The organism is Mesomycoplasma hyorhinis ATCC 17981, assembly GCF_000383515.1.
Taxonomy (GTDB): Bacteria; Bacillota_I; Bacilli_A; order Mycoplasmatales; family Metamycoplasmataceae; genus Mesomycoplasma; species Mesomycoplasma hyorhinis.
In genome coordinates, this window is the sequence record NZ_KB911496.1 from 8,978 (window position 1) to 30,968 (window position 21,991).

General features: G+C 24.6%; 20 protein-coding genes. 14 read left to right on the plus strand and 6 right to left on the minus strand.

Translation table 4 applies throughout. From position 1 onward, the window contains the following. The 3 genes from F801_RS0102905 to F801_RS0102915 all read left to right on the plus strand — a co-directional run. Window positions 1-288: hypothetical protein (locus F801_RS0102905; RefSeq protein ID WP_020104620.1), on the plus strand; the 288-nt coding region annotated here is incomplete at its 5' end. Between the two features lie 10 nt (window positions 289-298). Next, the gene (locus F801_RS0102910) at window positions 299-1,651 is read left to right on the plus strand and encodes a site-specific DNA-methyltransferase (RefSeq protein WP_416371593.1); all 1,353 of its coding nucleotides are present in this window, start codon (window positions 299-301) and stop codon (window positions 1,649-1,651) included. Window positions 1,652-1,669: 18 nt separating this feature from the next. Continuing rightward, the gene (locus tag F801_RS0102915; RefSeq protein WP_020104622.1) at window positions 1,670-4,102 is read left to right on the plus strand and encodes a DEAD/DEAH box helicase; all 2,433 of its coding nucleotides are present in this window, start codon (window positions 1,670-1,672) and stop codon (window positions 4,100-4,102) included. Between the two features lie 89 nt (window positions 4,103-4,191). Here F801_RS0102915 and F801_RS0102920 read toward each other — a convergent pair whose 3' ends face one another. Then, the gene (locus F801_RS0102920) at window positions 4,192-4,986 is read right to left on the minus strand and encodes a hypothetical protein (RefSeq protein WP_020104623.1); all 795 of its coding nucleotides are present in this window, start codon (window positions 4,984-4,986) and stop codon (window positions 4,192-4,194) included. A gap of 135 nt (window positions 4,987-5,121) precedes the next feature. Between F801_RS0102920 and F801_RS0102925 the strand changes: the two genes are divergently transcribed. The 11 genes from F801_RS0102925 (at window position 5,122) to F801_RS0102970 (ending at window position 15,989) form a co-directional block, all read left to right on the plus strand. Continuing rightward, window positions 5,122-6,603: a PTS transporter subunit EIIC gene (locus F801_RS0102925; protein ID WP_020104624.1), complete on the plus strand. Its 1,482-nt coding sequence runs from the start codon at window positions 5,122-5,124 to the stop codon at window positions 6,601-6,603. Next, complete coding sequence (locus tag F801_RS0102930; RefSeq protein WP_020104625.1) at window positions 6,581-7,690, plus strand: mannitol-1-phosphate 5-dehydrogenase; 1,110 nt, start codon at window positions 6,581-6,583, stop codon at window positions 7,688-7,690. Before F801_RS0102925 ends, F801_RS0102930 begins: the two co-directional genes overlap by 23 nt. After that, window positions 7,674-8,114: a PTS mannitol transporter subunit IIA gene (locus tag F801_RS0102935; RefSeq protein ID WP_015084061.1), complete on the plus strand. Its 441-nt coding sequence runs from the start codon at window positions 7,674-7,676 to the stop codon at window positions 8,112-8,114. Before F801_RS0102930 ends, F801_RS0102935 begins: the two co-directional genes overlap by 17 nt. Window positions 8,115-8,392: 278 nt before the next feature. After that, window positions 8,393-9,697 carry a hypothetical protein gene (locus F801_RS0102940; RefSeq protein ID WP_020104626.1) on the plus strand — a complete coding sequence of 435 codons (1,305 nt, stop codon included), beginning with the start codon at window positions 8,393-8,395 and terminating at the stop codon, window positions 9,695-9,697. A 12-nt stretch (window positions 9,698-9,709) separates the two neighbouring features. Then, window positions 9,710-9,907 carry a hypothetical protein gene (locus F801_RS04445; protein ID WP_020104627.1) on the plus strand — a complete coding sequence of 66 codons (198 nt, stop codon included), beginning with the start codon at window positions 9,710-9,712 and terminating at the stop codon, window positions 9,905-9,907. 26 nt (window positions 9,908-9,933) lie between these two features. Further along, complete coding sequence (locus F801_RS04075; RefSeq protein WP_020104628.1) at window positions 9,934-10,809, plus strand: hypothetical protein; 876 nt, start codon at window positions 9,934-9,936, stop codon at window positions 10,807-10,809. Next, on the plus strand, window positions 10,799-11,935 hold the full coding sequence (locus F801_RS0102950) for a hypothetical protein (protein WP_015084058.1): 1,137 nt from the start codon (window positions 10,799-10,801) through the stop codon (window positions 11,933-11,935). Before F801_RS04075 ends, F801_RS0102950 begins: the two co-directional genes overlap by 11 nt. 176 nt (window positions 11,936-12,111) lie before the next feature. Further along, on the plus strand, window positions 12,112-13,056 hold the full coding sequence (locus F801_RS0102955) for a hypothetical protein (protein ID WP_020104629.1): 945 nt from the start codon (window positions 12,112-12,114) through the stop codon (window positions 13,054-13,056). Next, window positions 13,023-13,547, plus strand: coding sequence for a hypothetical protein (locus tag F801_RS04080; protein WP_020104630.1), 525 nt, complete (start codon window positions 13,023-13,025; stop codon window positions 13,545-13,547). Before F801_RS0102955 ends, F801_RS04080 begins: the two co-directional genes overlap by 34 nt. A 10-nt stretch (window positions 13,548-13,557) precedes the next feature. Then, window positions 13,558-14,766 carry a hypothetical protein gene (locus F801_RS0102965; protein ID WP_015084056.1) on the plus strand — a complete coding sequence of 403 codons (1,209 nt, stop codon included), beginning with the start codon at window positions 13,558-13,560 and terminating at the stop codon, window positions 14,764-14,766. Window positions 14,767-14,837: 71 nt separating this feature from the next. Continuing rightward, entirely contained in the window at window positions 14,838-15,989 is a 1,152-nt protein-coding gene (locus F801_RS0102970; protein WP_015084055.1) for a hypothetical protein, read from the plus strand. 68 nt (window positions 15,990-16,057) lie between these two features. Here the strand turns inward: F801_RS0102970 and F801_RS0102975 are convergent, their stop codons facing one another. From F801_RS0102975 to p46, 5 genes are all read right to left on the minus strand, one after another. Next, window positions 16,058-16,951 carry an ROK family protein gene (locus tag F801_RS0102975; protein ID WP_015084054.1) on the minus strand — a complete coding sequence of 298 codons (894 nt, stop codon included), beginning with the start codon at window positions 16,949-16,951 and terminating at the stop codon, window positions 16,058-16,060. After that, window positions 16,938-17,519, minus strand: coding sequence for a hypothetical protein (locus tag F801_RS0102980; RefSeq protein ID WP_230493930.1), 582 nt, complete (start codon window positions 17,517-17,519; stop codon window positions 16,938-16,940). Before F801_RS0102980 ends, F801_RS0102975 begins: the two co-directional genes overlap by 14 nt. A 4-nt stretch (window positions 17,520-17,523) precedes the next feature. Next, window positions 17,524-18,843 carry a sugar ABC transporter permease gene (locus F801_RS0102985; RefSeq protein WP_013301999.1) on the minus strand — a complete coding sequence of 440 codons (1,320 nt, stop codon included), beginning with the start codon at window positions 18,841-18,843 and terminating at the stop codon, window positions 17,524-17,526. Further along, window positions 18,843-20,381, minus strand: coding sequence for a sugar ABC transporter ATP-binding protein (locus tag F801_RS0102990; RefSeq protein WP_014335422.1), 1,539 nt, complete (start codon window positions 20,379-20,381; stop codon window positions 18,843-18,845). The genes F801_RS0102985 and F801_RS0102990 overlap by 1 nt, the downstream gene beginning before the upstream one ends. Before the next feature lie 160 nt (window positions 20,382-20,541). After that, entirely contained in the window at window positions 20,542-21,885 is a 1,344-nt protein-coding gene (p46, locus tag F801_RS0102995; protein ID WP_027332477.1) for a surface antigen P46, read from the minus strand. Window positions 21,886-21,991: the final 106 nt, after the last annotated feature.

The following is a 21,991-nucleotide window of genomic DNA, read 5'->3' on the forward strand; positions in this document are numbered from 1 at the left end:
TTAATTAAACTAAATTTAGAAATTTTAAAAAATAATGACAAAATTTCTATAGATGACTTTGAACAAATTTGAAGATTTTTAAAACAAAGAGTAGCAACTGGGTTTGTTTTTGACGAAGCACCAGAAATTAATAATCAAAGCATCGCAATACTTGAAAAAGACGAAAAATTATCTTTTTCTTCTTCAAAAATGAAGGATAATTTACAAAATTCTTTAATCATTGGAGAAAATTATGATGTTTTAAAGAACCTTATAGGAGTAGAGAGAGAGAGAGAGAGAGGATTCTAACTTCGATTTAATCTACATTGACCCTCCTTATAACACACAAAAGACATCAGATGATGGAAATAATTTAACTGATGATGAAATAACTGCTGATAAATTTATATATCGGGACAAATTTTCAAGAACAGGATGATTAAATCTTTTAAACGAAAGATTAAAATTAGCAAAACAACTTCTAAAAGAAGACGGAGTCATCTTTGTATCCATCGATGATAATGAACAAGCTTATTTAAAAGTTTTAATGGATGAAATTTTTGGTGAAGAAAATTTTGTTGCGAATTTAATTTGAATGAAAAAAACAGGTCCTAGTGGAAATACAAGTTCTCAATATTCTATAGATACAATAACTGAATATATTTTGTGTTATGCTAAAAATAAAAACAAAAAAACTTTTAATTACTTAAAACATAATGAACAATCTTTCTCTGATTCAGGATTTGATTTAAAAGATGAGTTCTTTGACGAAAGAGGTTATTACAGATTAGTGGATTTACACCGTGGATCAAGTGCATCTACTTTTAAATATTTAGAAAGTCTTGATTACGAAATAGAAGCTCCAGATGGTACTTTTTTTAAGTTGTTTACCAATATAAAAAAACCCAAATCTGCGTGTTATACTTGATCATATAAAACATATTTAGAAGGTAAAAAACAAGGATTTATTCAGGTAATAAAAAATAACGAAGGATTTTGAGTAGCAAAAAGAAAACAATATCAATTTGTAAAATTTAATCCAAAAACTTTTGAAATAGAAACTCAAGTAGCAGGTCGAAGATTTAATAATGTAATTGATAAAAATTACAATAGATTAAGTAATGGTTTTTACACAACAAAATCAGCTAATGAAATAACTGAAGTTTTATTTGATAAAACGGCATTTAATTTTGCGAAACCTGTTGGTTTGATGAAATATTTAATTAATTTATTTTCTGATAAAAAAGATATGAGAGTTTTAGATTTCTTTGCAGGTTCAGGTACAACTGGACAAGCGGTTTTAGAACTTAATAAAGAAGATGGCGGAAATCGTTCTTTTGTTTTAGTAACTAATAACGAAAATAATATTGGTCAAAACGTAACATATGAAAGACTTTATAGAATTAATAAAGGACAAGGCACAAAAGGTCAAAAAGACTTTGAATGAATCAAGAAAAATGAAGCATTTGATACAAGTTTAAATGTATTTTGATCTAAAACTTACAACACTTCTTTGTTAAATAACAATATAACCAATCAAGAATTAAAAGATAAATTTTTAAAACTTTTAAAAGATTTTGGAATCAATAAAGATAAAGAAAAATTTGATGATTCTGTATTAAAAACTCTTTCTTCTTTAAGACCATATAAAGAAGAAAATGAAGAAAAATAAAGTAAAAAAGGAGAAATAATGGAACTTAGTGAAAAACAAGCCAAAGCAGTTGATTTATTAGTAGCTAAATGAGAAAATGCATTTGATAGTCAACAAAAAGCCTCAATTACCTTTAAGGCACCAACAGGTTCAGGCAAAACATTTATTATTGCAAACTTTATTGATAGGATAATGGAAGAATTTGATAAAAACTCAGGTAAAAAACTGGTTTTTATTTACAATACAATTTCTAATGCTGAATTGCCTAAACAAACTTTAGATAAATTTGAACAATACAAATTTTATTTAAATTCAATGAAAAATGCAACTATAAAATATAAAGAATCTCCTTCCAAACAAAAAGAAGCTAAAGGCGATCAAGAATATAATATTTTAGCTAAAGAAGCAGATGTTTTCATTTTTGGAACTTCTTCATTTGGTAAGTCAACTATCTTTGTAAAAGAAGGAAAATTAGATGCTTTTATTGATGAATTAAGATCGGATTACTATGTTGTTTACATTAGAGATGAAGCACATATTGGTACATCAAAAATAAGTGAAAAACCAGATGCAAAATCATTTGATAAAAAAATAAAGGAACTAGATAATGTTTTTGAATTAATGATGACTGCTACACCCAAAGAAAATGATGATATTGTGGAAATAACAAACAAAGATTTAGATGATGATAATTGAAAACTTCTAAAATCTAATAAAAATGTCAACTTAAACATCTCTTACGAATCTACAGATGAAATAGATAATTTGTTTCTATTAGAACAAGCTTGTACAACTTTTGTTGATATTAAAAAACAATACAAACAAATTAGTGATGATGAAAAATTAAAAAATTTATGAAAAGTAAATCCTGCTATGCTTATTCAAGTAAAAGATAAAATGCTTGAAAAAGAAGCTGAATTTAACAAGGAAATAAAACAGATTATTAAAATTTTGGAAAAATATAATTTGAGTTATGCTAAATATTTTTCAGAAGAAAAAACAAAAACTGTTGCTGGTAATACTTCAAAAACAGATTTAAATTCTTTATCTAAAAAAGACAGTGATGTTGATGTAATAATTTTTAAAGTTGGACCTGCAACTGGTTGAGATATTCCTAGAGCTTGTATGTTAGTTCAGTTAAGAAATGTTTCTTCAGAAACACTTGACCAACAAACACTTGGAAGAATTAAGCGTTTTCCTCTTCCTATAAAAATTGATAACGAAGATCACAGAAAAGAATTAAATAATTCAATAGCTAATGAATTTTTTGTTTATTCAAATAATAAAAAATTTGACCAAAATTTACGCGAAAGAATCTATTATTTAAAAGAGCAATACAAAAACAAAAAATTTGTTGTTGGAGAGATTGATAAATCTAGCATAATTAAAATAAATCAAACTTACAAAGAAAAAGTTTATGAATTAATTTCCAAAGAATTTGAACAAATTTGTGAAAAATTTGAAAAATTTAGAAAGAAAAATCAAGACTTTTTAAAGATTACAAGAAAAAGCAATATCAACGAGGGTAGATTTATAGAAAAAACAATTTTCGATCAAATTGAGCTTGAAATTTTTAATGAATCATTAATAAAAAAATACAGCACACTAATAACCACAGATATGTGAGAGAATATTGAATCAATTTATAATCAGAAACTTAATGAAAATATTAGAATTTCAATTCAATATTATAAACACTATATTTTAACTGATTTACTAGAGGATATTAAAGTACTAAATGTAGAAAATTGAGAAAATACTAATCCTACTTTAAATATAAAACAAATCATTGCTCCACCAGAAGAATATGTAGAAGATTATGAAATTATTGACATTAATGACTCAAAAGATTCTTCAAAAAATTATATAGAAATTAAAAGTGAAATTGAAAAATATGCCTATTCCAATAATAAAAAATTGGGAAAAAATGAAGTAAAAGTTTCTGTAGATTCAAAACCAGAAAAAGATTTTGTTTCTTTCTTTACTAAATGATTAGAAGAAGATGCTGATGATGATTTGGAAATTAACATTTGATTTAGAAACTTTACAAATAATTCAAAAAGTATATTTTGAGATTACTTTGAACAAACTCAAGTAAAAAAATCTTATCCTGATTTCATTGTTTGCATCAATCAACACCAAATTAATATTGAAATTAAAGGCAAGGGAAACAAAGACATAAGTCCTGAAAAAACCAGAGATTTAATTCAGATGACACAAAAATATGTAAAAAAAGCTAATGAGAATTCTTTAAACAATAAACAAAAAAATAACTTGAATTTTACTTCATTAATTTGTTGACCTAAAAATGAAATAGCTGATGATTTTTTATGCAAGGGTGCTTCCACACTAGAAAAAATAAATCATTTATTTAAACCACAATCATTTTTAGTCACCGAAAGAAAAGACGCGCAAGAATATAAGATTGAAGAAGTACTTCTTACAAATATTTTTGGAAAATTAGCAAACTAAATACTTTAAAAAAACTACAAAATGAGCAGATCCACTTTTCTATTTTTCTAATAAAAGGGGATCTACTCAAAAATGTAGTTTTTTTTATTCTATTTATTAAACTCTATTTTAATAACTTGATTTTGGCCAAAAATATGAACTGACTTATCTGGATGAAAATGTGCTTGTTGATATGAAACAAACATTTTTTGTTCATCATCTGAAAAATAAATATGTCAAACAATAAAATTTTCTGGATATTTCAAAAACTCTGGATCTTTTCAAGGAATAACATTCTTTGTGGTAACTACATTTATAATTTGATTTTGTATTAATTCATCAAAAGTTTTTTCAATTATTTTGTTTTGTTTTAAATTAATTTTAGCTTGAACAAGAGGAATGGTTTGGGCTTGTTTAATGTTTGCAATATTCTCATTGAGAGTTGGAGATTTCACTATGATTTCAGGCAATGGTTCTTTATCTAAAATTTTTTCATATTTAAATAGTGTGTTAAAAAATAATTTTTTGAAGTTTATATAAGTTATTTTTTTTATTAAGTTTATTTTAGCTTCTCTTGAATAAACTGCTTCAGGATTATTAATTTCAGCCCTTGGATTACAAAAATCTGACTGGTTTTCTTGGCAAGGTATAAAAATATTTTGTCAAAAATCTTCTGAAAAAGCATCTCAAGTTTTCTTTAGGTTATTAATTTGTGAATTTTCTGAATTTCTTAGGTCTCTTTTTTTTATTTTTTCTTCAATATCTCTTCTTTTTTCTTCATCTTTTTTTAATTTTTCTTCTATTTTTAGATTATGGTTTTCTTGTTCTGAACTACAAGACAAAAACAAAAATGAAGGTAACAATAGAGTTCATAAATAGAAATATTTAAATTTTTTGTTGTTCATATTAGAAATCTTTATTAAAAAATTATAACAAACAGAATGAAAAAATAAAATTTTACAATTTGTATTTTTTGTTACATATATCAAGAAAAATAAAGTCAATTTTTATAATTTAATTAAAAAAGAAAGGAAAAAAATTTGAACTTAAATTATAAAGACATTGCTTTAAAAATGAAGGTAAAAATTCAAAGTTTTGGTGGATTTTTATCTTCAATGATTATGCCAATTATTGGTATTTTTATCGCTTGAGGTTTACTTACTTCGTTTTTCATTCCAACAGGATGAACTCCAAATTCTACTTTAGCAGGTATGGTAGGAGTTGGTATTAAATATCTTATTCCTATTTTAATTGGGTTTTTTGCTGGTAAAAAAATTTATTCAATTCGTGGAGGTGCTATTTCTGCTTTAATAGCTTCAGCTGTTATTGCTGCAGGAGATAGTGAAATTTTTAAATCTATAGCAGGAAAAGAATCTGTAATGATTTTGGGAGTTATGATACTTTCTCCACTTGCTGCACTAGTTTTAAAACACACTGAAAAAAACTGAATTCACAAAATTAAACCTGGTTTTGAAATGTTAGTAAATAATTTTTACTTAGGAATTTTAGGATTTTTACTTTGTTTTCCTGCGTTTTTCTTTTCTGCTTACATCATAGCTTATATAAATGTTTTTTTATCATTAATTGTAGGTAAAATGCAAGAACACAAACTCTATCCTATTGTAGCTATTGTTGTAGAACCTGCAAAAGTTTTATTTTTAAATAATGCTATAAATCATGGAATTTTTACTCCTTTAGGAACACAGGAAGTTCAAAATTCAGGTAAATCAATTTTATTTTTACTTGAATCAAATCCTGGTCCTGGGCTAGGAATTTTATTAGCTTGACTAATTTTCGGAAAAGACAAAAGTGTTAAATCACAAGCTGGTTCATCTTCTATTATTCATCTATTTGGCGGAATTCATGAGGTTTACTTTCCATTTGTTTTACTAAAACCTATTTTAATAATAGCGGCTATAGCAGGTGGTGTAGTAGGAAATGCAATTTTCCAAATCTTTGATGTTGGAGCAGTTGCACCTGTTAGTCCTGGTTCTATTATTGCAGAATATATTCAGGTGAAAAAAACTGGAATGGATTTAGCAGGTTTGAGCTTGGGAATTTTTGGATCAGCTATTAGTTCTTTTTTAGTATCTTTAGTGATTTTATATTTTTCTAAAATAAAACAAAAATTCTTTAAAAAAGAAGTAAAAAACAAAAATATTGACCTAGAACAAGCACAACAATTATCCAGATCTTTAAAACTTTCTGATAATAGTAAAAAAGAAAATAAAGCTCATGATTTTTCTAAAATTTGATTTATTTGTGATGCAGGAATGGGTTCTTCTGTAATGGGAAGCGGAATACTAAAAAAACTATTAAAAGAAGAAAACTTAAACAATATTGAAGTACTACACAAATCAATTTCTAATATTGATAAAACTGAAAAATGCATCATCACAATTTCATCTTTAGCAGATAGAATCAAAGCACAAAATCCTGATGCACATTATTTTATAATAAATCAGTTTTTAGATTTAAAAGGATACAAAAATATAATCAATGAAATCAAAAATAAAAAATAAAGTTTTAATTTTTGGAGCTGGAAATATAGGTCGTGGATTAGTAGCTTATATTTTTAACAAAAATGATTTTGAAATTATTTTTGTTGACAAAAATCAAGATTTAGTAGATGAAATTAGTCAAAAAAAACAATACAAAATAATTGATATAAACAGCAAAAATGAAGTAATTATCAAAAACATTCAAGCAATTAATTTAGAAGATGCAAAGTTAAAAACATATTTAAAACAATCAAAATATATTACAACTTCATTAGGATCAAATAATTTAAAATATTTAGTTCCATATTTGCAAAAGCATTTTCAAACTTTTTCGAAATTACAATTTATTTTATGCTTTGAAAATGGTTATAAAATATCTTCTGAATTTGCTAAATTATTTTTTGATATTCAACCTAATATTAGATTTATTAACTTAGTTGTTGATAGAATAATTCCTAATAAAAAATCTAAAAATATTGATGTATTTGTAGATAATTTTTTTGAAGTTATAGCTGATAAAAATGAACAAAAAAGAAGTAAAAAACTTAAATTAATTAGCTATGTCAAAGACATTGATGCTTATACTTTTAGAAAATTACTTCTTGTAAATTCACTTCATTCTTATTTAGGTTATCTTGGTTATTTAAAGAAATTAAAATTTGTTAGTGAAAGTGCTAATGATGTAGAAATTATAAAAAATATCAAAAATTTGGCTTCTATTAATATTAAAATACTAACATCGAATTTTAAAGAATTTAAAGAAATTCAACTTCAGAAATACTTTCTCAATACTCTAAAACGCTTTGAAAATAAACAACTTTTTGACTTAAACACAAGAGTTGCTAGAAATCCAATTACTAAAATTTCTGAAAAAGAAAGATTTAACTTAATTTATCAAAACGTTTTGAAATTTCATCTAAATAAACAACCTATTTTAGATGTATTTAAATCAATTCTACAATTTGATTTTATAGAGGATAAACAAGCACAAGAAATTCAAAATGCTGTAAAAATGAAGCAAATTAAACATTTTTTACAAGAAAATACTAAATTAAATTTAGAAGATATCGAAATTTTATTAAAGGTAGACAATGAACAAAATACTTAAAAAAGAAAATATATTTTTAAATCAAGAACTTTATAGCAAAAATGAAGTATTTAACTTTGTTTTTAAAGTATTTTTTAGTAATAATTCTGTAACAAAAGAATATCTTGATTCTATGATAAAACGTGACCAACTATCTTCAGTTGCTTTAGGTAATTACTTACTATTACCTCACGGAGACAGTGATTCTGAAAAGCACATACTTAAAAACGATGTTTGCATTGTACATTTAAAAAATGAATTAAAATGAGATAATCAAATAGTTAAAATAATCTTTGCTCTTGCTTTAAAAGGTGATAGTCAGATGGAATTTATTCAACTGGCAGGAATTAGTTTTTCTGATGAAATTAAAGTAAAAGAATTGGTTTATAAGCCTAATATAAACAAAGAAGAAATTATCAATTTTTTAAAAAATGTACAAAAGTAGTGTTTTTAATTTAATTTTATATAAAAAATAAACATATTTAATTTAGGAGTATAATTTTGTTGTAGAGGTAAATTGTGTTAAGCAAAATTAGAAAATTCTACAATACAAGAAACACTTTTCTTTTTAAAATAAATAAATTTAATAAGTTGATAATAGAACTTAAATATTTATTTTTACAATTTATCTTCAGGTTTTTTAAAAAATATACTAATAATATCGGCAGAGTCTCGCTAACTGTTTTTAACTAATTAAATTAAAAAACAATTTTAGGAGACACTATGAAAAAAATATTATTTCAAATAGGTGATGTATCTCAACTTGCCTATGCTTTTCAACCAGTTGTTCAACATCAAATGGTTTTAAGTAATACTCACGATACCACAAATCCTATGCAGGTACCGCAAATACCAACTGAGCCAATCGATATAGTTCCTATAAGAGATGATGACAATATTTATGAATCAGCCTTATATTTTGCTAAACCAGAAGTTGCTGATTTTGTTGAAAATACTCTTGAAAATTTACCAATAGGAGTTGAAAGAGAACAGTTTTTAGAAAAATGGAAAGAAAAAACTAATGATTTTACAACTGGTAAATTAACTGAACAAGAGATTATCGATTCTATTGGTCGTGAAAATTTTAAAACAAAAGACTGAAATTTAATAAACTCTAATATTGTTAATGAATCTAAAACTGTGACTAAAAAAGAAATTAAAGATTCAAGAAGCATTAATAAAAATAAGTCAAATACAAGTTCTATAAAAAGTTCTAACACAGATTTAGTAAATTCTAAGAAGAAACAACAAGTTCTAATTACAAGTAATGATTGAGAAAAAGTAAAAACATCATTTTTTTCTAAAAAAGAAAAATTAAAAAATTATATTAAGTATTTAGAAAAAGTTGAACAAAAAAATAAGACTTTTAACTCTATTAGCATAGCTTTAACTGCTGTAGCGTGAGGTTTAGCTGCTGCTTATACCGCAGCTGCTTTTTGAACTTTTGGAGCTACAATACCGCAAGCAGTCAGCGCAACTATCCAAGCCACAGTATCTACAATATTTTTAAAAATGAGTATAGATGAAGAAAAAGAAGTAGAAAAGAATTTAGCAGACATTCGAGACTTTTATTACTCTACAGAATTAAATATTATGACTGAATTTTTTAACAAAAAATATAAAGAAATTCAAGATATATTTAATAAACAAAACGACAATGCAGAAGTTATTATAGATTATTTAAAGAATAAATTTATTTATAAACCATTAATCAAAGGAATTAGTGATTTATTTGAAAAAAAAGCAAAAAATTTAATTCCCATTTTTCAAAAAAATTATATAAAGTTTGTAAATACTATTAAAAATTATAAACCCACAAAATTTATAAGATTTGTTTCTGCAATTCAAACTTTAAATAAAACTTTTGAAAATTTGATAGCAAAATCAGCAGAGAAAAAAATTTTGATGATAACTACTTCAATTCTAAATCCAATTGGTGAATTTTTAGAAGTATTAGATAATTGAATTTCTTTCTTGAACTTAGTAGCGACATTGACAATTAATCTAATGTATGAGGAAAAACAATAAAATATTCCGATTATGAATAACAAATTATCTGAAGAACTAATATACAATAATTTTCTTGTAAAAAAATATAGAAAAACGTCCATTTTTTCTTCATTTTTCTTTATAAATATTTTTGCTTTATCTATTAGTGCTTCATTTAATGTTGCTATTTTAAAGTACAAATTCAGTCAAACAACATCTAAACAAGTTATTGATTTTTTTCAAAAATAGATTATTGAATTTATTGATTAATTTTTTTGATTTTTATTTTCTTGATTTTTTTAACAATTATTTATGCTTATACACAAAATAAAAAAAGAAAAAAATTAATTCCTGTTTTAGTTCAAGCGATTTATTTACAAGTGAACGGATTTGAATATAAAGATTCATTTTTAAAAGAAAATAATTTATGAGAAGAATATAAAAAATTTAAGACAAAACATTTTAGAGAATATAAATTAAATTATGGAGTTGGAATTTGGAGTAGTTGAACTTCGACAATATGTTTTTGAATGTTATTGTTTAAATATAATGTGTTTTTTTACGAAAATTCACCTGTAGCAAATAATCCAAGATATATTCCAAATTACACTCCATTGAGAAAAAACAAAATTCGTCATTATTTAATTAACTGTGATTTTTCAAATATATATAATGACAAAACAGCATTAAACAATCAAAACTTACAACAACAGTTAAATAATTATTCTAATTTTAGAGATTATTTTTTAGAAAGATCCAAAAAGTTTTTTAAAAGTCGAGACTGAAGTAGTCAAAACGTGATTATTTGTTGATTTATTTTGGTTTTTACCATTTCACAAATTGTAATAATAGTATTAGTAGATAAATTTTTAAATCATAGTTTTGAATTTACTCAAATTATAATTTTTGGAATATTATTGTGTACTGCATCTTGATTATGAGTTTATAGTGATCAAAACATATTTTCTCGCCATTGAACTGAATTTATTATTTTTAATTTTCAAGTAAAAGAAAGATATAATCCTTATATAAAAGTAGAATCTAAAAACATGATAGATAATTTTGAAAATTTATCAGTAGAAGAACAAATAAAAATGTTTGAATTATTAATGAAATATAAAATTAATGAAGTAATATACTATGAATACTAAATTATCTGAAGAACTAATATACAATAATTTTCTTGTAAAAATTTATAGAAAAACAACTGTTTTTTCTTCATTTTTCTTCATTATTGTATTTCTTTTATCTATTTTTGCATCTTTAAATGTAATTGCACTAAAATACAGACTTATTCAAATTAAATCAGCAAAAGTCAGTGATTTTTTTAATAACATAAATAATTCAATTTACTGATTAATATTTTGAATCTTTATTATTTTGACTATTATTTTTTTCTTTTATATTTTTATGCAAGTCAAAAAAAGAAAAAAAATAATAAGCATTTTACCTCAAGCTATTTACTTACAAATCCATAATTTTGATTCTAAAGATATTTTTTTAAAAGAAGTAAATTTATGAGATCAATATGAAAAATTCAAAAATCAAAAAATAAATGAATATAAAATCAATTATGGTGTTGGAATTTTAAGTAGTTGATTTACAACTATATGTGTGTGAATTTTGATTTGAAAAATATTTGCTTTTGGTCGTAGAATTAGAGGTGCATATTATAATTATCATTATATTCCACATTACTTTCCTCTAAGAAAAAATAAAATAAAACATTATTTAATTAAATTTAATTTTACTGATTTTCCTGAATTAGAAAGACAGAAAGAATTTTTTCCTGAAACATTTGAAAAATACAAACAAGAATTTATGGAAAAACTTGAAAAATATTCAAATTTTGAAGAATATTTTTTAGAAAATACAGCAAAATTTTTTAAGTCTAAACCTTGAAGCAAAATAATAGTGACTTTTTGTCTTTTTATTAGTACTTTTTCTCTAATACAATTTGCTATAACCATGTTTATCGATCTATACATTAATGTAGGTATGGTTATACAAAGTGAACTAGCTTATGTAATTTCGTTTTTTGTTATATTAACAATATTTTCTGGATTATGAGTTTTGAGTGATCAAATTGTATTTGAATATCATTTAAAAGAATTTATTATCTTTAATTTTCAAGTAAAAGAAAGATATAATCCATATTTGAAACAAGAATATAAAAAACTAGTAGATAATTTTGATAGTTTAGACAAAATTGATAAGATAAGATTATTTGATATTATAAACACTCAAATTATTCAAAAAGTTTATTACAGTGATTAATTATCTAGTATCTAAATTATTGTCTAATTTTTATTAAAAATCCACTTTATTAAATATTAAAAAGCAGCCATATTTTTTCGGCTGTTTTTTTAATAACAATTTAAAAAATATCATAAAATTTGAATATATAATACACATTGATAACATAAAATATTTTAAAAAACTGAAAGGAATTAATGAAAAAAACCATTTTTAAACTTGGAGATATTTCTCAATTAACTTATGCTCTACAACCTGGAATTCAACACCAGATTAATGTTGATAATACTTATTATCAAGAAAATTTAAATACTTCATTTCAACTAAAAAATGAAGCAAAAACTTCTATATTAAACAATATTGAAAATCATTTTAAGAATATTTCATCAGAAGAATCGCTTCAAATCAATCAATTGATCGATAATACACTTAACAGATTACCATTTAATGAAAATATAGAAGAATTTACAAATTTATGAAATCAAAAAACCAATGAATTTATAAATAAAACTATAACAGAACAAGAAATTTTTGAAAAGATAGATAAAAACTATTTTTCTCAAGAACAATTAGAAATTATTAACTCTGTATTATATCCAGATGTTGAAGATATTACTTTAGAAAGTGTCGAAGATTTTAATTTACACTTACCAGAAGAAAATTTATTAGAAGAAAGCTTTGATTTTCAAGACAATATGAATCTAGTTTTTCCTGCACAAGATACAGGATTAGAATTTAAATCAATAAATTATTTACCAGATTTTCAAAAAAGTTCTTTTACTTCTAATTATTCTTACTATTCCAATTATCAAAGCGCATATTATGAAGGAGATTTTTCATTAACACCTAGTCAATGAAAACAAATACAAAAAAATCACATTAATCAAAAAGATAAATTGAAAAAATATATAGATTATTTTGCTGGTATGTTAATAAAAAACACTTTATTTACTACATTAAGCGGAGCTTCTACTGCAATTGCATGAGGCTTAGCTGCAGCCTACACAATTTCAGCTTTTTGAAGTTTTGGAGCTACTGCGCCTATGGCGGCTATGGCAGTTACTCAAGCTACAATTTCAACTATATTTTTGGACTATCTATTAAAGAGATGAAAGAAATGAAAGAACAATATGATTCTCTAGTCACACTATATAAATCAGATCATATAAGTGTAATGGACAAAATTTTTAGTTTAGATTACCGTAATGCAGTGAATTTTTATAATCAAACAAAAAATAATGTTGATTGAGGAAATTTTTACACCATTATTACTTCACAAATATTGCCTTTTAATGAATACATAAAATCATTTTTTAATACTTTTAAGAATTCTTTTCAGATTTATTACAAATTAAATTTAAGTAGCTCAATTAACTATATTTTAAAATCTACAAATGTTATAAAATTAATCTCTAATTTTAAAGGTTTTTTTAATAGCATTAATTCTTCGACAAAGTCATTAACAAGAAAATTACAATCATTTGCTCAAAAGATAATTTCAAGAAAGTTAGCATTAGCAGCTACTTCAATTGTAAATCCTATAAGTGAATTATTAAATTTAGTAGACACTATAATTTCCATTTCAGATGTACTCATGACTAGAGTTTTAGATATAGTTTTAAGCGTGGACTAAGATTAAAATTATGACAAAAGAAAAATTTAAATTTTATAATTTCTTAAATTTCAAAATTAAAAAATTATCAATCTTTACTTCATTTTTCTTCATTCTGAGAGTCATTTTTTCTATTTTGTTAGCTGTTAATGTTGTAATTCTTGAGTTTATAAGTATTAACATTTGGTCTAAAGCTAAAGTTGATAAATTATTTGAAAATATTCCCTTTTTTGTTTATTGAATTTTCTTTTCTTTTTTATTAGTTTCTTTTATAAGTTTAATAATTTATAAAAGAATTAAGAACAAAAAACAAGAACTTTTACTAAAGTGTTATCAAGGTTTTTATTATTTATTTGAAAGTTTTAAATATAAAGATATTTTTTTAAGAGAAAATAACTTATTAGAAGAATTCGAAAATTTTCAAGAGCAAGATTATAAAAGAAAAACAATTACTTTTGGTTTTGTTAAAATTTTTCAGAAATTAACTTTAATTTTCTTTTGAAACAGTATTTTTGGAAAACTTATGTTTAGTTTTAAAACTCCTTCTGTTCCTTCTTTATATTATATGTTTTCTTCCAAAAATGAATATTCTTCTGCTTATACGCCTGGTTATGATAGAAAAAGAAAAAACGAATATCAAGAGTTTTTATTAAATTTTGATTTACAAGATGAAAGAAAAATTTGTCCTAATGAATCATTTCAAGAATTTATGATTAAAGCGGGTTTACAAAAAGAATGTATAGAAGAATTTAACAAACATCAAAATTTTCAAGATCTTATTAATACTGAGTTTTTTAAATTATTAGATAATCAAAATTTTGTAAATAAGTGAGCAAGTAGAATTTTTACTTTACAATTTAGTGCTATTTTAATACTCATTTTTAACATAATTATATTATTTCAATTGTCTGAAATACAATTTCACAGTGGTATTTTTTTAGGCTTGTCTTTTGCTATTTGAATGTTTACAAGTGGACTTTGAAGTTTAATTGAGTGAAGTATTTATGTAAAAAACTTAGCTTTTTTTGTAATGACAAATTTTAATAATTTAGATTTAATTAGCGATAAAGTAAGTGAGGAAAATAAAAAAATATTAGAGAATTTTGATAACTTAAGCGAAAAAGAAAAAATAAAAGTTTACAAAATTTATCAACTTACTTCTTTACAACGCTTATTAAAAAATCCGTATGTGTCTTTATTGACTTTTTCAACCTTATTTAAATATAAAGTTAAAGATTAATTTCAAAATCTGTTTTACAATTAATATGTTTATTAGAATTTATAATAAATATTTTTATTAGAAAGGAAAGTATGGAAAATAAAAATATTAGAACAATTTTTAGTGATTTTTTAAGATACAAACTACAAAATAAAACTTATTCAGTTATATCTTTTTGAATAGGATTTTTACTAGCTCCGGCTGTTTCTCTTTTAGTATTTTTTGGTTTATTATTTAACAACTTATTTTTCTTTGATAAACCAGATAGCGAATATCGTCAAGAAGGTGACATATTCAGTTTTGATAAACCAACCAAACCTTCACAACAAATGATAGATATTCATAATAATATAAATACAATTATTTTTATTTTATTAGGAATTTCTATATTTTTAGCTCTTGTTTTTTTCGGAAATTTTTTATTTTGATATTTAAAACAATTTAAAAAATATCCTATATATTTGAAGGGTTTTGCCTTTATTTTTAAAGAAGAAAATCAAATTAAAAATTTTTTAAATGAGAATAAATTAGAACAAGAATTTGAAGAATTTAAAGCACAAAATCTAGATTTAAATTCTATAATTTCGCAAAGTTTTCCTTTTAATATTAAAATGGTTTATAGCTATTTTAACACTGCGAGAATGTCAGATATTAATCTACAATTTATTAATACACAAAAACCTTCATTAGTTAAAGCAACCAATTTAGAAATTGACGTAAATCCTGCATTTAGTCTTTCTGATATAAGTAAAGTTTTAACAAATAATTTTGATCAATTTCTTCAATCTTCTTTATCAAATTTACTTTATAAAGCAGTATTATATAAACTAGCATCACAATTAGTTGCAGTTTTTACTTTAATGGCATTAACTTTTGAAATTGCATATTTGAGTGTTCTTGGATCAGATTCTCAAGCAATAGATTTTTCACTTAAAGAAGTTTTTTGAATATTTCCTTTAGTTCTTATGACTACACCGATATCTTTACAAAGATATCTTTTAATTAATAGTTTAAAAGCATGATTTAGAATTTATTTAACTTCTATTTTTATGATAAAAGAAAGAATTACTCAAGAAATTAGTGAAGAAAATGAAGAAAAATTAAGTAGATTTACTTCAATGTCAGATGAAGAAAAAATTAAAATTCTTGAAGCTTTTATAGAATATAATTTTGAACAAAATAAATCTATATTTAACGTGTTTAAAGGATTTTTCAATCCTGTTTCAGGTAAAAAATTAATGTAGATGTTATTTAAAAATCATTAAAAAAATCAAGCAATATTGCTTGATTTTTTCTTCGTTTTTGTTGATGTTTATTTTTTAGTTTTGTCAAGTATTAAATAATATAAACCAAATAAAGCTGAATCATCTCCAAATGCATCTTTTTTAAATTCTACACTTTTTCATTGATCTGGATTTGTTCAATGTTTTGCTTTTTTAATAGCTTTTTCAATTATTCAATAATTATGTTCAGCAACAGAACCACCAAAAACCATTAAGTTAGGATTTAGTATTCCTATTGTAGTTGCGATAGTTCTTGCAATTGTGTCAATGCAATCATCTACGATTTGTTTGTAGTCTTCATGTTCTTCATATTTTGCTATGATATTTTTAGCATCAATGTGTTCTAGATTTTTATCTTGAGCTCTTAAAGACATTCCTGTGCCTGATGCAAATAATTCAGCTGCATAATTATTTAAATGGTGTTTTTTATGAAAAGTTTTTGAAGTAGGAATATGAGCAATTTCTTGAGCAAAACCATTTGCACCGTGAAAAATTTTGTTATTAATGACTAATCCAGCGCCAAATCCAGTTGAGATAGTGTAAAACTGAGTTACACCTTTTTTGTTATTTTTAAAATGAATATGATTTGCAAAAGCCATTGCATTGGCATCGTTTTCAAAAATAGCGTATTCTAATTGTGAGTTATTGAGTAAATAATCTTTAATATTAATTCCATTTCAACCAACTAAATTAGGTGAAGAAAGAATTATTCCTTTTGAATAATCAGCTGGACCTGGAATACATAGAGCAATAGCGTTAATTTTGTATTGATCAACCAAATCTAAAATTTTATCCAATACTTTTTTGTAATTATTAACATCAGTTGTAAATCTAATTTTTTTAACAATCTTGTCTTGATCAAAAATAGCAAAACGAGTATTTGTACCTCCAATATCTATAGTTGCAAAATTATATTTTTTCATCCTGAGCTCCAATACTTATTTTAATGCTATGATAATTTTTATTATTATATGTTGCTTTTCAATTTTTCATATATTTTTTATTACTTTTAATAGCTAATAAATCAATTAGTTCATTATTATTTTTTAATACTCAATTTTCAAATGTTGAAGAATAAACTGCTTGTTTGTTATCAAAAATAGTTACAACTTCATCATTTGCTGATTTAAAAATTTGTTGATTAGCTAGTTTGAATTTGGTTTGAATGGTTGCTTTAATTGTCACACTTGTATTTAATCTTTTTTCAATAATTACTTCATTTTGATTCAAAGTTATAACAACACTACCATCTATTTTGTATTTGTCATAATATGCAACAAAAGGAAAAAAGTGTTGGTTATTTTTAGTTGAATATTTAAAATCCAAATCCAAAATTCTGATATCTTCTAATTGAGTATCTCAAGCTTTTTCATCAATAATAATTAGCTTAAAATCTAATTCTTCAATAAATAATTTATTCAAAAATTTAATTTGTAGCTGTGGAGAAAAAGAAAAGGAAAAATGCGAAATTTTTCCTTTTCTTTGTAACAATTGTTTAATTATTTTTTTTGTTCGAAAGAACATCTCATCCAACAACGCTAACTAAAATTAAACCTTTGATAATATTTTTTTGAGATGATTCAACATTGAGAACTAAAAGACCTTGATTTATAACCCCAATTATTGAAGTACCCAAAATTGTTCCACTAACTGTTCCAATTCCACCATAAACTGAAGCACCACCTGTGAAAACAACTGAGATGACATCAAGAGCTAAATCATCTCCTCTACTTGAAGTAGCAGATGAAAAAGTAGCTGTATAAATTATTGAAGAAAATCCAGCAAGTGCACCAATGATAACAAAAATAATCATTGTGGTTCTTTTAACATTAACTCCGGATAATTTAGCTGCTTTTCTATTTCCACCAATTGCGTAAACTGATCTACCAAATGCAGTATTTTGAGTTAAGAAAGTGAACAGTGCTAAGGCAATTCCTGTGTATAATACAAAGTATTTCATTGATTTAGTTCCTAAACCAAAGATAACACCACTTCCTGTAAAAAGTAAGAAGATAATTATTTGAATAACGATGAATATATATATGTTTTGTGTTCTGATTCCGAATTTTTGTTTTGAAAAATAACCTCAAACTCTTAAACCAACTATAATTGCACCAAAAATAATTGGCAATATTAAAGAAAAAATTCACACAGAGCCTACTTGAATATCAGGGATTCCTTCAATTGTTCCTGTTATATAAGTAGATGATCTACTTCCAATCGGAGTTAAAGTTGATCCACCTGAATAAAATAATTGTGCTCCTTTAAAAGCTAAAAATCCACCAAGTGTGACAATAAAGGCAGGAATGTTTCCATAACCAATTAAATAACCTTGAATGAGCCCAATAGCTGCACCAATTAATGTAGTTAAAATAAAAGTTAATCAAATACTTTGGCCTGTATTGTTATAAATATAAACTGAAAATAGACCCAGTAATCCAACCAGAGTTCCAACTGATAAATCAATATTTCCACTTAGTATGACCAAAAGCATACCCATTGCTAAAATTATGATATATGCATTATTTTGAAATAACAATGAAAAGGTATCAGGTTGTAATAAAGTTCCATTTGTAATTCCTAAAAATATTGCAAAAATTATCACAAAAATATACAACATTGAAAATTTTTTCAAATGATGTAATGATTCATCTACATAATAACCAGTTTTTGTATTTTTTAAAAAATGTCTTCAATTTTTTTTAAAATTATGTAATTGTCTTGAAACATTATTAAAGTGGTTATTAAAAAGAGATTTTACTTTTTTTGTTTCTGTTTTAAAAGAATTTCAAGATTCTTTAAAATTAAATTTCATTATTGAGCACCTCCTAAACTTAATTGCATAATTTTTTCTTGTGTTGCTTCTGATGTTGGAATGTGTCCTTTAATAACACCTTGAGACATCACAAAAATTCTATCTGTAATTCCTAAAAGTTCTTCAATTTCTGAAGAAATAACAATAATTGTTTTACCTTTTGATGATAAATCTAATAGAATTTTATAAATTTCAAACTTGGAACCAACATCGATACCTTTTGTTGGTTCATCAATAATTAATAAATCAAATTTTGTACTCAAAGCTTTAGCAATAACCACTTTTTGTTGGTTACCACCTGAAAGAGATTCAACATTGTTAAGTAAATTTTTTGTTTTGATGTTAACCTCTTTTTTTTGCTCTTGTGCATTAATTATTTCTTTGTTATTGTTGAGTATACCAAATTTAGAAAACAAATGTAACGCAGCAGAAGTTATATTGTTTTGAATGGAAAAAATTTGAATCAAACCAACATTTTTTCTATCTTCCGAAGCATACATAATTCCTGATTGAATAGCTTGTTTTGTGTTTTTGAACTTTACTTCTTTACCTTTGTAAAATACTTGTCCGCTTGAAGGTTTGTTGTAATATTGGCCAAAAATGGAAAGCATTAATTCAGTTCTACCCGAACCCACAAGACCTGAAATACCAATAATTTCGCCTTGTCTTACATCTAATGAAGCATTTTTAACAACATTGTAATTAGCAATTGTTGCATGTGGAATAACCATGTCTTTGATTTCAAAAATAACATCACCAAATTTTCTATTTGGATCTTTGAGAGGAAATTTTGAAGTAAGTGGTCTACCCACAATATCTTGGATTAATCTGTTTTCATCAATTGTTTCTTCATTTTTGTTGTATTGTGAAATGAATTTACCATCTCTGATAACAACAATGTTATCTGCTACATATTTAACTTCGTTTAATTTATGAGAAACAAAAATAGAAGTAATTCCTTGTTTTTTCAATTTTTTCATAATGTCAAGTAATCTAAAAGCATCTTCATCGTTTAAAGATGAAGTTGGTTCATCTAAAATAAGAAGTTTAGCATTTTTAGACAATGCTTTAGCTATTTCTAACATTTGCTGTTTAGCAACTGAAATTGTTCCTGCAATTACTGTTGGATCTTCTTCTAGACCTACCATTTTCAAATATTTTTTGCATTCAGAAATCATCTTATTTCAATTAACTTTACCATAAGTAGTAAGATAATTTCCAATATACATATTTTCGCAAATAGATAAATATGGTGAAATAGAAAGTTCTTGGTGAATAATTGCAATTCCTGCTTGTTCTGAAGCCTTTGTGTTGCTAAATGACATTAAATTATTTTCAAAAATCAATTTTCCCTCATATTGGCCATGAGGAATAACGCCTGAAAGAATCTTTAAAAGTGTTGATTTTCCAGCTCCGTTTTCTCCTACTAAACTAGTTACTTCACCTTTTGGTACTGTAAAACTAACTTCAGATAAAGCAGTAACTGGTCCATAAACTTTTGTGATATTTTCAAGAGATAGAATATTAGATTTTTCCAACTTAATATCCTTTCTTAAATAAAAAATTAGCTTTAAATTTTCACTATTACAATGGTTGTTATACAAAAATTTAAGCTAATTTTTATTTATTTTTTCTAAAATAACTTTAATTTAATTGTTGTATATCTTAATTATTTAAATTAATTTTCTAATTAAATTTTTATTGTGTTACACCATTAGTTGGTACTGTACCTGATGCAGAAACAGAAACATTTGCACTTGTAGATTGCTGTGCATTAGCTAATGGGTTATCTACATTTTGTTTAGTTACTACAACTGGATTAACTAAAATTGCTTTAATGTTTTTGTAAGCACCTACTGAACCAGCTTTATATGTTGTATCATCATATCTAAAGTGAATATCTTTTGTATTTTCGTTGTTTTTTAAAGCATTTTCAACATCTTCTTTAGTTGCTGTTGCATTTGCTTTCTTTTTGTTTATTAATGTTTTTAATACTTCTACAGCTACTTTACCTAAAATTACATCTGGTTTGTAGATGGTCATATTTTGTTCACCATTTTTAATAAGTTTTTTTGCTGTATCATTGTAGTCTTGACCAGTAATGAAAACTTTTTGTACATCATAATTAGTAGCTTTTAGTTTGTCTACTGCTTGTTCTGCCATTCCATCATTTGGTGCTAAAAATCCTTTTAAAACAGATTTAGGGATAGTTACATTATCATATGTAACTGGTAATACTCCATTTGGCACTGATGAATCACGATATTGTGTGAAGAATTGTTGAATTCTTTGTCCAGCGTCTCCGTAATTTCATCCTGGAACATAAACTGCATTACCTCTTGGAGACAAATCTACTACTTTACCATTGGAGTTTTCCATTAATTTTTTTAAAATTTTCATTGCTCCGTTGTAAAAGTATTGAGAATTGTTGTCATCTTGTGATCCAGCTACTGCATAAAATGAAACAGTTTCTTGTGGCATGTGATCTTTTAGATAGTTTAACATTTCAGTTTCATCTTTAAATGCACCATCAGTTTTTCCTAATAATCCAGCTGCTAATGAAAGACCTTGTAGTTCACCTACTTTTTCATTATCGTAAGAAACATATCAATCATATGAAGTTGAACCAGTAATTAATCTATCATAAGCAACGATAGGAATATTTTTTTCAGCTATTGAATTAACAGCGGTTCCAACTCCTCCTCCATTTTCAGGAGCAATAATAAATCCTTTAGGTGCTGGATTTAAGTTTGCTTGTTGAGTTAATCAGTTGTTTTGTGCATTTTGGTCTTTAGTAATAGTAGAAATTGCACCTTCTGTTTTGTCTATATAATTTAATATATCTTTTTGTGCATTAATTCATCTTGGATTATTTGGATCTGTTAATGCAACTCTAATTGATTCATTAGTAACAGCATGATCTTTTGTTTGTGATAAACCTGTTGCTGTTGTTCCACAAGCTACAAATGAAGCAAAAGCTACAACTGAAGCTGTTGAAATTGTTGATAAATATAAAAATTTTTTAGTAATTAACTTTTTCATTTGTTTTCCTTTTAGTTTAGTTTTCATAATAAAATTATACAAAATATAAATACAAAATAATTTTCAAAAAGGCTTTTTTTGCGCAAAAAACACTTTTTTTTTTTTT